Here is a 15762-nt window from a genome sequence, read left to right as displayed (position 1 = left end):
GGTTGACGCTCATGCCCGCCATCGGAGCCGCACGGTCTCCCGCGTCCCGCGGTGCACGCCAGCCCAGAACCCCCCGGATGCGTTGATGGCGCGTGCGTGTCGGGCACAGCTGGCGAGCACGGGACACACCTTACAGATTCGCATCATGGTCTCGCGGTCGTCGTCGCGCACATCGTGGCGGTCGCGCAGCCACGGCAGCTCGAGGCGGTCAACGCAGGAGGCTTCGGACATCCAGGTCAGAACCGCATGAGACTGTCGCGTGGTCATGCTCCTGGACTCCTGGACTGGATGAGGGGTATGAATTCAGATCCGAGGCGTATCTGCTGACGAAGTCGGCGATGTGTGTGTCGGTGATGTGTGAGAACCAGACCCGGGCTGGCTCTGTGATGCCGTCTATGCCCGCTTAGCAGATGCCGGGCCGTGACCTCGGGGCCCTGGCGACATCGGCCCCTGCGGTTGCGTGCGCCGGAACCGTCGATAACCAGACACCCCAGTCGGCAGACGAACGCCCGAGTGTCGGCGTGATGCGTGGCGTCCCCGGTCCCGCGCTCCCCGGCAGAGCCGCAGGCTTCACGCTGCCGTGGCCACCGCAGTGCATTGCACGAGGTTCGCTGTCGGAGCGGCGGTCTGGCGGCAGCGATCCAAAAAGACGGAGAGGCAGCCGCACGTACTTCCACCGACGCGAGCGCGCCGACCGCTTCGAACCACGTCGACAATGTCTTCCAACTCTGATCTCAATCAGATGTCGCCAGATGCGCGACGGGTCCGCCTGGCTCGGGGCGGGGGCAGAGGTTCAGCCATGTGCTGGGGCAACCGGTTACCTTGGCCCGCCGCCGTGTCCCCTTTCCGACGAGTCGACCGATTTCCCGTCATGGGCGCCGACTAGGTCACCGCCAACCCGAGCGGCTTGCGCTGCGTCAGCTCTCCTTCGGCTCGAAGTGCTTGCAACACAGCGTCGATGGCACGCAGAACATGCCTCAACTCGTCAGTCTCGCTTGGGCCAAGTGGAAGGATGGGACGGCGGGGAACGCCAATATTCAGGCCTCGAATGTTGGCGCCGGCCTTGTTGGACGCTTGATAGTCGTGTGTCGCCAAGAAATTCTGAAGAGGGTGTAGGACCTTCCATAGTCGCAGGGCTGCGGCACTGTTTCGATCTCCTACGGCAAGCTGCCAAAGCGCGACACAGCCCTCCGGGTGCGCATTTGCCGCCCCCCACACGACCGCCCGACGACCGGCGAGCAAGGAAAAAATCGTCGTAAGGTCGTAACCGCTCAAAATGTCGAGACCGGGATCCGCCAGTCTCTCGATCTCGAAAAGCCTCGCCGGTTCTGGGGTGGTGTCTTTGAGAGCGACAACTCCGTGGATCCGGCTGAGCTGGGCGATGAACTGGGGGTTCAACGAGACGCCGGTTGCCGAAGGGTTGTTGTAGATCATCAGCGGTAGGCCTACCGAGGCAATGTCGCCGACAAATGTGAAGAGTTCAGTCTCAGAAAGTGGCTCGTAGTAGGGCATCACGAGCAGTCCGCATACAGCTCCTTGAGCCAGAGCGTGCTCGGCCATGGCCACCGAATCACGCGTTCGCACAGAGCCGATTCCCACAATTACGTTCGCCCGCCCAGATACCGCATCTACTACGGTCTCAACCGCTGCCTTTCTTTCGTCCTCCGTCTGGGTTGCGAATTCCCCTGTAGAGCCCCCAACGACCAGGCCAGCAACTCCCGCCTCAATCTGGTCGTCGACCAGGCGTCGCATCGCGTCATGGTCCAAAGACTCGTCGGAGGCAAAGGGGGTAACAAGTGCGGTGTAGATCCCGGCCAATGCCTCGTACATCCGTGTCTCCTGATGTTGTGCCGCCGACGTTTCGGTAGGGACGAGCCAGCGGGCACGCCCTCAGCCCAGGACAGCTTTCCGCAGGGCAGAAGTAGCATGTCACATGTCACACGTCCACTTCAACCACCGTCTTGGTGGCTGATATGCCCTGGAGGGAGTGCGCGCGTCGCTAGGTGCGCAGCGGTGCTCGATCCTGGCTGCAATCGGGCAGCGGTAAGGAAGCAGCTGCCTCGCGCCGCGCCGCGCCGGCGCCTCGGCACGCGCTGCGCCCCGGCCCCACGCGGCGAGCATCGGCGAACAAGTTGCGGCGTGCGCCGGCCCGAACAGCGGGCCGATCCTAAGTGGTCGAGGTCCAAGGCTGAGAAAGGCCATCACACGACTCCGCGACGCTTGGACTCATGCATGCGGTTGAAGCGGCGCGACAAGTCGTTTCAGTATGACCGCCCGGGCACTCCGGTGCGGAGCTTGCAGACGGTGGCGAAACCCGCGTTCGAGTGGCCAGTCGCGGAGAGCCGTTGGCCGCCCCAGTCGAGTGCGCACACGTCGATCACGCTAAGCCGAGCATGTCGGGGCACTGCCTTCGGGACACTGATCGGGACGTGCTGGCCGCATCAGTTGCCCCCGCGGAAGCTCATGACGTGCTTGACACGTGTGTACTCCTCAATCGCAAAGACGGACGTGTCGTTCCCGTGACCCGAATGCTTATATCCGTTGTTCGGCATCTCCGGCACAAGGAGGAGGTGGCAGTTCACCCAAACCTTGCCGAAGTCGAGCGCATCACTGACCCGGAGCACTCGAGCGTGATCCTTGGTCCAAATCCCGGCCGCCAGGCCGTAGCTGACGTCGTTCGCCATGCTGAGGGCGTCAATCTCGTCAATGAAGGGCTGCACAGTGATCACAGGTCCGAAGACCTCTTCCTGAACGATCTCGTCTTGTTGGCGGACATTGCAGACAACCGTGGGAGGGAAGTAGAAGCCTCCGCTACGACGGTCAGCCTTGCCACCGGTGCGAAGGCTGGCGTATTCCGGCAATCGGTCGATGAAGCCTTGCACCTTCTTCAGGTGGCTCTCGCTGTTGAGGGGTCCGTAGTTGACGGGCGCGTCAGGCGGACCGTAGGTAGTGGCAGCTGCGCAGCGCACCAGGGCGTCAACGAATGCGTCATGTATGGAAGCCGCTACCAGGACCCGTGTGGCAGCCTCGCAGTCCTGTCCAGCATTGAAGAACGCCCCAGCCGCCACTTCGCGTGCGGTCTCCTCGATGTCAACGTCCTCGAAGACCAGAATTGGTGCCTTGCCTCCAAGTTCGAGGCTGACCTTCTTGAGATCGCTGGCTGCAGCTGCCGACACTTCCTTGCCAGCCCGCGTGCTCCCGGTCACCGAGACGACCTGCGGCGTCGGATGGTCCACTAGGGCTCGTCCTGTGTCGCGGTCGCCCACCACGATGTTGAGGACACCCGGTGGGAGCAGATCGCCGATAATGGTGGCAGCCAGCACAGTGGATACGGGTGTGGTGTCCGAAGGCTTCAGCACGACCGTGTTGCCGGCCGCGATGGCAGGCGCAAACTTCCAGACGCCCATGTGGAGCGGATAGTTCCACGGCGCCACGCCGACGCAAACCCCGATCGGCTCCCGTCGCATGCTGGAGTCGTGACCAACCATGTAGGTGCCAGCCGCGACTCCGCGCAGGTCGCGTGCAGCAGCCGCGAAGAAGCGGATGTGGTCAATGATGGCCGGGAATTCGTCGTCATGCATGACTCGATAGGGCTTGCCGGTATTCCGGCACTCAGCTTGGACGATCTCCTCCCGCTTTGCCTCCAAGGCGTCGGCGATCCRGAACAACGCCAAGCTTCTCTCACCCGGCGTGGTTGCTCGCCAGTGAGGGAAGGCTGCGGCCGCCGAGCTGATCGCTATTTCGACGTCATCGGCGTCAGACAGGGGCGCCTCGAGGTACGCCTCACCGGTTGACGGGTCCACGACGCTCGCATAGTGCCCAGCAATTGGAGGCAGGCTCCCACCGTTTATGTAGTTGCTGAGACGGTTCATTGAATGATCTCCTTAGTTGGCGGCGTTTATCTAGAATCTGGGAATGAGTAGTTCGGGGTCGATGCTGGCCAGCAGGGCCAGCTGGCCGCGTGGCGCGTTGTTCTGCACCGCAACAAGGCGGACTGGCCGTCACGACGTCTCCCTCGTCTTGCGAGCCACGTGTGGCAATTCCGCGGCTCCAGCCCTTGCCCGCCGCTGCCGATGAACTGTCGAGATCGCAAACTGCCTCGGCCACAAACGAGACGGCCAAGCACTTCTATGTGCTCTTCCAGAAAGTGCGCGCATCCCCTCGACTAGAACGTCAGCAAGGCCCTATTCCGGGCTTCCCCGGACCTCCGGAAGCCTCATCCAGCAGCAAGCCGCAGGTCCGTGCGTGCTTCGGGCCAGCGCACTCCTTCGCATGTTCCGCTGCCGGCGCTTGGACGCGGAACACTATATCATGGTACATTGCACTGGATATGAGTGAGGCGACGAACCGGATGACGCCAGCAAACCGAGAGCAAACTAGCGGCGACTCTCACCGGCGGCGGTCACCTTCCCAGGGCACAGCCGCTCAGACGGCTTCGGTGGGTGATGCACGGCTCGGATCGATCGTTGTCAACGGAACTGATCCCTCGATGCTGACGATGGAGGTCGTGGAGGCCCAGAAGGCCGCTGGAGTCACTGTCTGGGTCGGCAGCTGGAGTACGGAGTTCGAAGAGTCCTATGCATTCATCTCGCAGCACAGTGAGCATATCGTTCCCGCGTTGAACGTCGCCGACATTCGTCGAGCACACCGGCAGGGAAAGATGGCGTATGTATTCCACTGGCAGCACGCGACACAACTCCAGATCAGGGGCTCGATTGACGGGCCTGCCATTAATGATCTCGCCTACTACCATGGACTTGGCCTTCGTATTTGCGGAATTGCATACAACAATGCCAACGTCTTCGGTGGGGGCTGCTTCGATCCCGAAATCGGGCTGACACGTAATGGCCGCGAACTGGTCCGACGCATTCATGAGCAGAGGATCGTGCTAGACGTCGGCGGGCACACGGGCGAGCAGAGTTCCATCGACGCAATAAAGATTACATCGGGCATCCCGGTGATATGTAGCCACACGAACTGCAGAAGCCTGGTAGATAACAAGAGGAACACAAGTGATCGGGTGATCGAGGCGATAGCTAAAACCGGAGGCGTAGTTGGAATCACCGCTTTTAATGATTTCCATGTCCGGACGGGCAGAGACCCTCTCGGCAGCCCGCAGGTCGACCTAGAAGCGCATTTGGACCACTTCGATCACTTAAAGGGGCTTGTCGGCGTCGCACATATAGGAGTCTCACCTGATTTCATGGCGGGCTGGGAAGAGGAGTGGTCCGCGACTCCTCTTCAAGCTAACGGCAGCGTAACCACAAGAGACGCGGAAGCTTACAGCCAAGGTCGAGACCTATACGTGAAGGGCTTTGAGAGCATCGCTCAGTTACCAAATTTGGCGACTGGGCTGACGCAGCGCGGGTGGTCCCAGGCTGAGATCGACATGGTCATGGGCGGGAATTGGCTCAGGGTCTACGAAGCAGTTTGGGGTGCCTAACAGCGCCACTGGCGCACGGGCGAGACCAAGAGGCCGGGTTTGGTTTCAACTCCAGCAGAGGGCTAGGGCGCCACACGGGCCAGGCGGAGATTGCGTGGCCCAGGACGCGGGCCACCCCCAGAGTTGTCCCTGGCGCGACCTGTGTTGTGAGGCTCATCTCTTGGGAGGGCTTCCCGCGGCGTCGCGCCGAAAATGTCGGCCACTCGCGGCGTCCACGGATTTGGAGCTGACCTGCTTGACTTCGCCGAGCGGCAGCACCGTTTCCATGTCAGGGCCTCCTTAGGCGTGGCGCTCATCAAAGGTGGGTGACGGCGCCGAGGACTCAAAGCGAACGACCTGCCCAGGTCTGCACTGCGCCAACACGTCGAGCTCATTCTCGACGACCACCGCGATCACTGGATATCCACCCGTCACCGGGTGGTCATTCAAAAAGATGATGGGTTGGCCGTCTGCTGGGACCTGCACGGCGCCCTTCACCACGCCTTCGCTTGGAAGTTCGGTACCGATCCTTCGACGCAGTGCTGGGCCGGCCAAACGGATGCCAATTCTGTTGCTCCGAGCATCAACAGCCCAGGCGGTAGACGTGAGCTTCGTCAACGCGGACTGGGTGAACCAGTCATGGCGAGGCCCATAGATGATGCGCAAACGCACCTCGGCCTCGGCGCTGTTCGCCGAGAATGGGACGAAGTCGACCGCGGGAACAGGCCGAGAGGAGGGAGCTCCGATGGTAAGCATCTGGCCGCGAGAAAGTGGAGCACCTAGCCCCGAGAGGAGGTCCGTACTGAGCGATCCGAACATCAAGGCTCCCTGGAGGCCGCCTCTGAAGGCTACATAATTCCGGAGTCCATTCAGCGGTGTTCCCAGGCGAAGGGTGCAACCTGGCGGCACATAGAGGGACTGATGTGAGCACACCGCTCGCCCTCCCCTGTGGACATCCACGACCGCTCCAGTCACAGCAACCACGGCAGGTCCATGAAACCTGAGGTGCAGCCCTCCGTAGGTCGTCTCGAGGCCCGGCCGATCGACCTCGTTGCCGACAAGTCGGTTTGCAAGCCGCATCGAGCCTGAGTCCAGAGCGCCGGACTCTGGCACACCTGACGAAAAGTGCCCTGGCCTGCCTAGGTCTTGAACGGTGCTGAGCGGGCCGGGGGTGAGCACCTCAACCTTCGAGTTCATTGAGGCACCTCCACGAAGTTCACCGCGGTCCCTACCTTTAGAAGCGCACCGCCATCAAGGTGGACATCAAACATCGACACAGACGTCCTACCAATGAGTCGCCATCCGCCTGGCGACTCCCGTGGATAGACACAGCTGAACTCTCCGGCCAAGCCCACCGAGCCCGGTGCGACCCGAGTACGTGGTTCGGCTCTACGGGACACCTGCAGCCCGGGATGTCCTCCTGCCAAGTACCCGAAACCCGGCGAGAAGCCCGTGAACGCAACGATCCAGGGACGGGCGGTATGGCGCTCGATCACATCTCGGGGGCCAACGCCCAGCTCTCGCGCCACGCCCTCGAGATCGGGGCCGTCATACACAACAGGCAGTTCTACCTGGGCCCGGGTTTGCACGGGAACGTCGTCTGTAGGAAGCCGACCGATGCGGTGGGCTGCGCGCTGAATGCTGCCTGGTTCGTCTCTGCAAACAACCAGCACCGTGCGCGCTCCAGGGGTCACATCGACTACCTCCGGTAGCGCTCCCGAGCATCGAGCTGCATCGATGGCCGCGGCAAGCCGAAGCACGTCGTCGAGAGTACTCAACTCGATCAGCAAGGCGCGGGAACCGCATGGGAGGAACTTCACAACGCTCAAGCCCGCGAGAAAGCGCGGACAGTAACACCCTGGTCGCTGAGCACCTTGGCCACCGTAGCGGCGATCTTCACAGCCCCAGGCGTATCGCCGTGGACGCATATCGAATCGACATCGAGCTCTATGACATTGCCGGCAGTGGTCTGGACCCTTCCCAGTTGGACCATGTCGACGCAACGATTAGCAATCTCGTCAGGGTCCGTCAGAACGGCGCCGGGAACTCCGCGCGGCACAAGGGAGCCATCCGGTGCGTACGCACGGTCAGCGAAGGCCTCACTAACGGTGTTGAGGCCAGCGTCCTTGGCGGCCTCTAGCCAACCCGAACCCGCCAATCCGACGACCGGTAGGGACGCGTCAAAGAGTCCAACCGTCGCAATGAGCGCCGCCGCTTGGCTCGGGTGGCGTTCGAGGGCGTGGTACAGGGCGCCGTGCGGCTTCACGTACGCGACCCGGCCTCCAACCGAACGGACGACGGCGTCCAACGCCCCAAGCTGGTATAGCAATTCGGGGACGAGCTGGTCATAGGTCATGTCGATAAACCGGCGACCGAACCCAACCAAGTCGCGGTATCCCACATGCGCGCCCACGGTTACCGTGCGCCTGACTGCCGCTCTACATGTCTGCACCATTGTCATCGGGTCGCCCGCGTGAAATCCGCAGGCGACATTGGCGCTGCTGACGATGTCAAGCATCGCGAGGTCATCGCCTCGGCGCCAGGACCCGAAGCCTTCGCCGAGATCGCTATTGATATCGACGGCAGGAGCCGGCGGGTTCACAAGTCTGTCCTGCACACGTCAGTGTGACCAACGGATGCTCCCAACAGGTTCATCCGTACCGGGACGGCGGCCACGCGCAGCCGGGCGAAGTAGCGCTGGGCGCCGCAAGCACCCATTCGCGATGGATTCACACTTCCCTCAGACATGGCGAAGTCAGCCCCGAGGAGTTTCCGACATGGGGCGTCCCGGCGCGAACGGGACCGGCCTCAGGGCGTGACGACCGTTGCGGCCGACGTAGGCATTGGTCGACGGACTCATCCATCCGTCAAGGAGGCTCTTCTCCAACTCGAAGACCTCCACGTTAAGGGGATGGCAGTGTTCAAGCTGTTCTTCGGTGGAGGCTGCATCTGGTCCCCACATTGCCACGGATAGATCACCGCCGGGGCAGGTCGACAACGCACACAGCACGTCTATCTCGGCAAAGAATTCGAGGTAGTCACCGGGAACGGCGGGGCAGTCGGTCATGAAGTATTGGGTGCGATCATTGAGCCCGGCAAGTTGGAAGACATTCAGCACGTCGTGGACGTCGTACTCGGTTAGCCCAAACGGTTGGACGGCTCGAACGAGATTCGAGTGACAGTGATAGTCGAAATCTTGACCGGCCAGCATCCTGTTTACATATGGGTCGCAACGAGTACCCAAAAGGTCGTGGATGACAGCGGAATCTGGGTGGCCCGCCAAAGTGTCGTGGACGACGGTCATCATTGGCCGAAGAAAGGGCAATGTCGACCACAAGCGGTCATATGTCGTGACGCTCCCCCTTTGGAGTTGTCGGGTCCGCGAGGCCCAGAACCGCTCACGGGGGTCATGGAGGTTCCATACATTCAGGTCCCCAACCTGGGGACCGTCCGCGATTGATATCCGAATGACGCTCCCTGCCGGCGCCACCCAAGCGCGGCCCTCTCGGACAGGAACGGCGAACCGGCTCACGCTGGTGCGCGCTGGAGACTGCGCAACTCGATCGTAGAAGGCGCGATCGACCGTCAACGGTCCACCCGGCAGTGATTGGTAAGCGGGAGCATTGGTGTACACGGGTTGTCCCTTCTTTGGCAGGCGGCAGGCGTCAACCGAGCATGTGCCTGAGACGATCGGAGAAGGATCCAGACTAGCATGTGACATTGCATCGCGTTGTCACCGGCGTTTCGATGCTCAACGGTGGGGTCCAGGTCGTTCACCGAGTCAAGATGCAGGTCAGAACGGGTACAACGTCATATAGCAGTCGAGCCGGTAGCATGCTCCCCAGCGGTGAGAGCACCCCGGGAATGGGAGAGGTTGGGAGGATGGACAGCATCACGAACATTCGTCACTTCGAGAAGGTCAGCCTGCGTGATCGAGTGTCGCGCGCGCTGCGCGCAGCCATCGTGTCTGGCGAGATGGAGCCTGGCCAGGTGTACTCCGCACCTGCGTTGGGAGAGCGGTTCGGCGTCTCGGCGACACCTGTTCGTGAGGCGATGCTTGATCTAGTCCGTGAAAACCTGGTCGCAACGGTGCCTAACAAGGGATACCGGGTAACCGTCGTTGATGAAGCAGACCTCAACGACATTACCGGGCTACGCATGCTGATCGAACCCCCGCTCGTGGCACGGGTTTCCCCTGAGATCCCAGCAGACGATTTCCCGGCCCTGAGAGACATGGCGCAAGCCATCGTCGACCATGCGGCTGCGCGGGACTTGGTTGCCTACACCGAGGCCGACAATGCCTTCCACCTTCGATTGCTGGGATATGCCGGCAACCGCAGGGCGAATAGCCTCGTTTCGGACCTGCGCGATCACACCCGACTGTACGGCCTCTCCTCGCTGCTCAAGCGGGGCGAGCTGGAGATCATTGCGCGCGAGCACCACACCATTCTTGATGCGATCGAGTCGCGCGATCCTCGCCAGGTCGAGGATCTAATGCGGACGCATATTCAGCAGACAAGGGGCCGTTGGGCACATCCCGAGTAGTCGGAACTACGCATGCGGCGCTATACGCCAACTCTCTGGGCCCGCCCCCAGCGTGTCGCACCGGCCACGCTGGGGGTCACGACGTCTAGAAAACTGCGCTGACTGGCCGCGTTCCGATCTGGGCACCGAGTGCAATTCGGTCAGAACCATTGTCATGTGACATTGTACATGTTACTCTGCCCGTAGTTCGTCTCTCGGTCCGCGAGGAGGCTCGTATGTGGAGCGCCATGCAGCTCCCCCTTTCACGCGACATGCCGTGCCCTGCATGCAACCACGCAGCGCACACCTACTTGCCCTGCGACGCAGCGTGCTCTTGCGCCAGAACCGTCTGGCCCGGAGCCGAGCGAGGAAGCCGGTCACGAGGCGCGGATACAGACCTCGAAGGATCCAAAGCGAACTCGACGTCGAGCACGGTCCAATGACTTCCCAACCATCTGCCGGGGACGCGAGCCGACCCCCGACGCAACTGGCTATGACTGTCCTCATGACTCCTGATACGGCGAACTTCGCCGGCAAGGTGCATGGCGGCAGCCTTCTGAAACTTCTGGATCAGGTCGCCTACGCGTGCGCCAGCCGGTATGCCGGCTCCTATGTTGTGACCCTAAGCGTGGACCGAGTTCTGTTCCACGAAGCGATCCTCGTCGGAGAGCTGGTCCTCTTTTCAGCGTCGGTGAACTACGTTGGCCGTACCTCTATGGAGGTGGGCATCCGTGTAGAGGCAGATGATATTCAGACACGGGCTCGACGGCACGTGAACAGCTCCTACTTCACGATGGTCGCTGTTGGTGACCCTAGCGGAGCCCCGACACTTCCACCGCTCATCCCTCGAACCGACATCGAACGACGAAGATTCGACGATGCGATCCGGCGAAGGGAAGCACAGCGTGCCGCATTTGCCTGCCTGCACTGGGGCCAGCGCCCGGAAGATGCGAATGGAGCCCGTGCAGGAAACCCAGGGAAGTCCCAACCGGACAGCTCTGCCGACCTCGGATCTTGCCATTGTGGCCAGTTGTTGGAGATCTGCGCCGGCTGCCGTCAGGTCCGATGCTTCACCTGTGATCCCATCCGCTCCGACGACTGTCTGTAGAACGTCGAGGATCGAGGAGGATCAGCTTTCCAAAGCTCCGTCAGCACGAGCCGCGCGCCAAGCGTGCCTTGACCTTGTTGACCCTGCGCGGAGACGCCGAACGTCCACGGGATGTCGTGCACTAGCCGATCGCGAAGCCGTGACGTCGCCAAAGTAGAGGTTCGCTGGATGTTGCGTGGGACCGCTCACGGATTAGCTGTTTGTACCGCAGGCGCGTTCTTCATGGGGGGTGCGGTGCGCGCGAAGCGTGCGAAAGCCTCAACAACCGCGGCGACGCCACAGCGAACGCGGCCCACGTCGACTATGCCTAGTCTGGACCCGCCAGTTCGCCTAGGGAGATCGGGGCAGCAAACGTTCGTTTGGACACGCTTGCCAGGTCCGAGGCGGAAACGCGATCGCTTGGCTGCTTCGCCAAACTTGCGGTAGCGAACCCACAAACACGCGCCTGACACCACCCCATTCCAGGGCGCGCCAAGAGTTTTACAGTTCGCATGTCGTCGGCGCCCAGCAAGTCTCGAGCAGCGCATACCTCCTCGTACGCGACTTCCTCGCAACGGCAGATAATCGTGCTCGGCTCAAGCCACTCCCTCCAGCCTGCCGGGATTGGATGCGCTCGGTGCATGGATCTGGCGAACCGACGCATGCGCGCGATGCGCCGTTGCAGTTGGCGGACTCGACGCTGAGGCACTGGCCCTCCCGCGTCACAACTGGCAGCGATCGCAGCCAGTTCGCCCTCGAGCAGAGCCAGCACAGCGCCACCAACCCCGGTGGCCTCTCCAGCGACGTAGAGACCTGGGATGTCGGAGCGTTGCCAATCATCGACTACGGCCACTTGCGAGTCGTCCACATCAAGACGGGTGGTTGCCCCAAGTGCGGTGACGAGCTCGAGCGACGGCGTGAAGCCCCAGCCGAGAGCCACCAGGTCAACATCGACGGACCTAACCTCGGCATCTCTTTTCAGGTGCCCATCACCGTCGAGCTTCCCCAACACAGCTGAAGAAACTTGGTCCTCCCCCCGAATGGCGGTTACGACAGTTCGGGTTCGAAACGGGATCCGATGCCGAACGAGCGCGAGCGCATACTTGGCAGCTTCAAGGCCCTTTGACGGTGCGGAGACCGCGCCGAGCGGCGTCCGCGCCCAGCCGGATGGTGATCCCGCTTCGCACACAGCCACCACTTCGGCGCCCGCTTCGGCAAGTCCAACCGCCACGGGAAGGAGGAATGGCCCGGTTCCAGCAATCAGCGCTCGCTTCCCGGCGAGGCTTCCATGACCTTTCAGCATCGCCTGCACCCCACCGGCGGCCATCACTCCTGGGAGGTCCCAACCAGGAATCGGCAGCTGCCGGTCATATCCGCCTGGGCTTAGGACGAGTGAAGTTGTCCTAATCGACGGGATGGCTGCCCGGTCCGAGCTTGCTGTTGGGGTGAGGTGCAACTCGAACGATCTTCCGGGATTGGCGTTCACGAACCAGACCGTGTGGGCAGAGAACCGGTCCACCCTCCCACCCGCCGTGGCGGTGTCTTCAAGACCTCGAAGTCTCGTACGAAGGTCGACGAATTGCTGCCACATGTGTTGACCTGACGGCTTTTCGACCTCGGCCATTTCGACCGCAGAGTGTCGCCAATACTGGCCTCCGAGTTGCTGTGCTGAGTCGATGAGCGCTATGCGCAGTCCACGCTCGCCTGCGGTCACCGCGGCAGCAAGTCCAGCGGGACCAGCGCCGACGATTGCAACGTCGTAGTGGATCACGAGTCGGTCTCCTGAGTTGTTGCGTCGGCTTCCAGAGTCATGCCATCGCGAACAGTGACCAAGCACGCACGCTGGTTGAGTTGAGAGTCAATTGTCAGCAAGCAATCGAAACAGATCCCAATGCCGCAGAAGAGACCCCGCGGCCGCTGATTGCGCCTGGTAGTCCGCCATGACCTAATTCCCGCGTCCATTAAGGCAGCGCCTACACTCTGTCCGGCTTGGGCGCTGATGGGACGGCCGTTGAACGACAAGGTGACCATGGACTTCATTAGGTTCCTCTCAACTAAACCTATTGGGTGCGAATGGTCGCAGGTCCAGATCTGGACGCTCACCAAGCAACGTCTGGACCAATAGTTTCGCGCTGCCCACAGACAGTCCAATTCCCGCACCTTCGTGACCAGTGGCATGGAGGAGACCTGGGGCCTGTTCGTCGATGCCGAGCGCCGGCAGGTGGTCTGGGCAATAGGGTCGGAACCCTAGGTAGCAACGTATTACGCACACAGACTGCATCGCAGGAAAGAGCCCTAGCGCCTTCCGACTAAGCTCCTTGAGCGCGGGCAGGGAAACTGTCTGATCGAACCCGACGCGCTCGCGCGTGGATCCAATCAGCACCGTGCCCGAATGTGTGGCCTCGATAACTGTCGATGAATGCAACGCGGTATCCGAATTCTGAGTACTCGCGATGTAGTCTGCGGCGTAGACCTTATGAAAGATGGTCGGCGGTAAAGGCTCGGTAACTAGGACGAATCCTCGCCGGGGTAGGACTGGAAGTAGAACGCCCGCCAGCGCTGCGATCTCGCCTGCCCACGGGCCGGCGGCGTTGACGACATTGGCAGCGAAGATCTGCCCCCTGTCGGTTCGGACACCGATGACCCGGCCGCCTTTCCATAGCATCCCAGTCACCGTTGTCCCGGTCCGCACTCGCGCGCCAAGCTCTCTGGCCATCCGCAGGAAGTGTGCAGCCATCAGGATGGGCTGGACCTGACAATCCTGCGGGTACAGGGCCGCGCCGTGGACTTCGCGCGTCAGGTGGGGTTCATAGGTATGAACGTCGTCCGCACCGATAGTGCGTACATCGATACCTGCCGCACGCTGCCGCTGGCTCCGTGCAAGAAGGGCTCGAGCGCTCTCTTCGCTGGTCGCGACAACGAGCCCGCCCTTTTCTTCAAACTCCCAAAGGTCGGCGAACTCCGCCAGTTCATCTCGCCAAAGTTGCCAGGAGTAGAGCGCTAGGTCGAGCTCCGGACCAGCCTCCTTGTCGGACACGAGAAGGTTGCCCTCACATGCGCTCGTGGTTCCACTGACGATCGGCCCCCTCTCGACCACGTCGACGACGAGTCCGGCGCGCGAAGCCAGCCACGCCACGGCCGCACCCAGGGCTCCAGCACCGATCACTACGACGTCGGGTGCGCGCCTCCGTAGGCTCATCGAGCCGGTCGAGAACGGTCGCCTTCTGAATACGCCTTGTCGCCTCCAGCGACCACCGTGCCGTCGACTTGACGCGGCACGTCGAGAGTGGATGCTTCACGAAGCTCGATCGGCAGCAATTGGTCCGGGAAACCTTGCCAAGCAACGGGTCGCAAGAATCGCGATATCGATGCTGTGCCCACAGACGTAGTGCTTGGCGCGGTGCTGGCGGGGTAGGGGCCCCCGTGCTGCTGCGCATGTGTTACCGAAACGCCTGTCGGCCATTGGTTCCAAACGAGGCGGCCCGCCTTCCGAGCGAGGGTCTGGATCAGTTCCGGTATCACCGCATCGGTCGGCTCGGCGATTACAGTCGCGGTCAACTGTCCATCCATCGCCTCAGCGAACTGCTGCATTTCGCTCTCCCGGCGATACGTGACGACCAGCGCGGCAGGGCCAAAGCACTCAGTCAAACTGGCGTCGAGGTCACATAGCACATCGGCCACGGTACTGAGAAGCAGGGTGGGGTGGGGCGGTTCAGAACTCGACGCAGCGTCGCTAGCAAGCAATTTGACGTGTGGACGGCCCCCTAGTTCGTCGACCGCCCGACGGTATCCCCTGGCAATGCGCCCATTGAGAAGTGGGACCGGTCCTGGCAGATGAGCCCTGGCCAGCAGGTCAACAAGGTCTGAGGCTTCCGGGACAATCAGAACGCCTGGCTTGGTGCAGAACTGCCCAGCGCCCATCGTGAAGGACTGAACAAATCCGTCAACTATCTCATCGGGCCTGTTCGCTGCCGCTTCCGCGGTTACGAAAACGGGATTCACACTGCCCAACTCGCCATAAAACGGGATCGGTTCCGGCCGGGCTTGGGCCAAGTCGTATAGGGCCCGGCCAGCTGGTATTGACCCAGTAAATGCGGCGGCCTTGACGTCCGGGTGTGTGAGCACCGCTCGGGCGTCAGTGGGGTCATGAACCGTCGCGAACAGTCCCGACGGGGCGCCGGCCGCAGCCAACGCAGAGATGACTATTTCAGCGGTGGCCCGCGAAAGTTCGGGATGGCCTTCATGCACCTTAAAGATCACCGCACACCCGGCGCTTAGGGCTGCGGCCGTATCTCCCCCAGCGACGCTGAAGGCGAATGGAAAGTTGGATGCGCCAAACACCAGAACCGGCCCGAGGGGCACGGCGCTACGACGCAAGTCGGGCCGCGGTACCCCCATCGGCCAGTCTGAGTCGGCGTGATCCACGCGAAGATCGAGTGGCGATCCAGTCCGTGCCGACTCGGCGAGGAACCGGAGTTGGAATGTCGTCCGCTTGAGCTCTCCGCGTAGCCGCGGTTCTGCGAGGTGAGTTTCCCGCTGACCGAGGCGCACGAGGCCTTCTGAAGCATCGTCCAAGGCGTCAGCGACCGCGTTCAGTATGGTTGTGCGCTCGCTCAGCTGGGTTTGTGCCCACGTCTGACCGGAGCTAACTGCGTTCGCGACCAGCTCGGAGACCGACTTTCGTGGGTGGTCGGGTCGCATTTCCAATTCCCTCCTGGGAAGTCTCACG

Annotated in this window: 14 protein-coding genes and 1 pseudogene; 3 read left to right on the top strand and 12 right to left on the bottom strand. The window is 62.0% G+C overall.

The genetic code is table 11. The features are described 5' to 3' along the window. Positions 1-9: 9 nt before the first annotated feature. The 3 genes from ACXJKD_RS17575 to ACXJKD_RS17565 all read right to left on the bottom strand — a co-directional run bounded on the left by ACXJKD_RS17575 (position 10) and on the right by ACXJKD_RS17565 (position 3872). Positions 10-231, bottom strand: a complete 222-nt coding sequence (locus ACXJKD_RS17575) for a WhiB family transcriptional regulator (protein ID WP_457256409.1) — start codon at positions 229-231, stop codon at positions 10-12. A 651-nt stretch (positions 232-882) separates the two neighbouring features. Next, positions 883-1830 carry a dihydrodipicolinate synthase family protein gene (locus ACXJKD_RS17570; protein WP_457256026.1) on the bottom strand — a complete coding sequence of 316 codons (948 nt, stop codon included), beginning with the start codon at positions 1828-1830 and terminating at the stop codon, positions 883-885. Between the two features lie 611 nt (positions 1831-2441). After that, entirely contained in the window at positions 2442-3872 is a 1431-nt protein-coding gene (locus ACXJKD_RS17565) for an aldehyde dehydrogenase family protein (RefSeq protein ID WP_457256024.1), read from the bottom strand. Positions 3873-4438: 566 nt separating this feature from the next. Between ACXJKD_RS17565 and ACXJKD_RS17560 the strand changes: the two genes are divergently transcribed. Beyond that, complete coding sequence (locus tag ACXJKD_RS17560) at positions 4439-5443, top strand: dipeptidase (protein ID WP_457256023.1); 1005 nt, start codon at positions 4439-4441, stop codon at positions 5441-5443. 279 nt (positions 5444-5722) lie between these two features. Here ACXJKD_RS17560 and ACXJKD_RS17555 read toward each other — a convergent pair whose 3' ends face one another. The 4 genes from ACXJKD_RS17555 to ACXJKD_RS17540 all read right to left on the bottom strand — a co-directional run bounded on the left by ACXJKD_RS17555 (position 5723) and on the right by ACXJKD_RS17540 (position 9143). Further along, on the bottom strand, positions 5723-6619 hold the full coding sequence (locus ACXJKD_RS17555; RefSeq protein ID WP_457256022.1) for a 5-oxoprolinase subunit C family protein: 897 nt from the start codon (positions 6617-6619) through the stop codon (positions 5723-5725). Beyond that, positions 6616-7350 carry a 5-oxoprolinase subunit B family protein gene (locus ACXJKD_RS17550; protein WP_457256020.1) on the bottom strand — a complete coding sequence of 245 codons (735 nt, stop codon included), beginning with the start codon at positions 7348-7350 and terminating at the stop codon, positions 6616-6618. The genes ACXJKD_RS17555 and ACXJKD_RS17550 overlap by 4 nt, the downstream gene beginning before the upstream one ends. Beyond that, the gene (locus ACXJKD_RS17545) at positions 7248-8024 is read right to left on the bottom strand and encodes a LamB/YcsF family protein (protein ID WP_457256018.1); all 777 of its coding nucleotides are present in this window, start codon (positions 8022-8024) and stop codon (positions 7248-7250) included. The genes ACXJKD_RS17550 and ACXJKD_RS17545 overlap by 103 nt, the downstream gene beginning before the upstream one ends. 153 nt (positions 8025-8177) lie before the next feature. Continuing rightward, the gene (locus ACXJKD_RS17540; protein ID WP_457256016.1) at positions 8178-9143 is read right to left on the bottom strand and encodes an urea carboxylase-associated family protein; all 966 of its coding nucleotides are present in this window, start codon (positions 9141-9143) and stop codon (positions 8178-8180) included. A gap of 161 nt (positions 9144-9304) precedes the next feature. On the opposite strand from ACXJKD_RS17540, the gene ACXJKD_RS17535 reads away from it, so the two are divergent. Then, positions 9305-9967, top strand: a complete 663-nt coding sequence (locus tag ACXJKD_RS17535) for a GntR family transcriptional regulator (RefSeq protein ID WP_457256015.1) — start codon at positions 9305-9307, stop codon at positions 9965-9967. Between the two features lie 472 nt (positions 9968-10439). Continuing rightward, the gene (locus tag ACXJKD_RS17530) at positions 10440-11054 is read left to right on the top strand and encodes an acyl-CoA thioesterase (RefSeq protein ID WP_457256013.1); all 615 of its coding nucleotides are present in this window, start codon (positions 10440-10442) and stop codon (positions 11052-11054) included. A gap of 307 nt (positions 11055-11361) precedes the next feature. Here ACXJKD_RS17530 and ACXJKD_RS17525 read toward each other — a convergent pair whose 3' ends face one another. From ACXJKD_RS17525 to ACXJKD_RS17505, 5 genes and pseudogenes are all read right to left on the bottom strand, one after another. Further along, positions 11362-12804, bottom strand: coding sequence for an FAD-dependent oxidoreductase (locus tag ACXJKD_RS17525; protein ID WP_457256011.1), 1443 nt, complete (start codon positions 12802-12804; stop codon positions 11362-11364). After that, a complete protein-coding gene (locus ACXJKD_RS17520) occupies positions 12801-13064 on the bottom strand; it encodes a (2Fe-2S)-binding protein (RefSeq protein ID WP_457256408.1) in 264 nt (87 codons plus the stop codon). Before ACXJKD_RS17520 ends, ACXJKD_RS17525 begins: the two co-directional genes overlap by 4 nt. Before the next feature lie 19 nt (positions 13065-13083). After that, positions 13084-14232, bottom strand: coding sequence for an NAD(P)/FAD-dependent oxidoreductase (locus ACXJKD_RS17515; RefSeq protein ID WP_457256010.1), 1149 nt, complete (start codon positions 14230-14232; stop codon positions 13084-13086). Beyond that, entirely contained in the window at positions 14229-14714 is a 486-nt protein-coding gene (locus ACXJKD_RS17510) for a hypothetical protein (RefSeq protein WP_457256430.1), read from the bottom strand. The genes ACXJKD_RS17515 and ACXJKD_RS17510 overlap by 4 nt, the downstream gene beginning before the upstream one ends. Positions 14715-14912: 198 nt before the next feature. Further along, positions 14913-15734 (bottom strand): annotated as a pseudogene (locus ACXJKD_RS17505) (aldehyde dehydrogenase family protein); the annotation flags it as partial. Positions 15735-15762: the final 28 nt, after the last annotated feature.

The organism is Pedococcus sp. P5_B7 (assembly GCF_054049895.1).
This window is presented reverse-complemented; position numbering and strand designations above follow the sequence as displayed.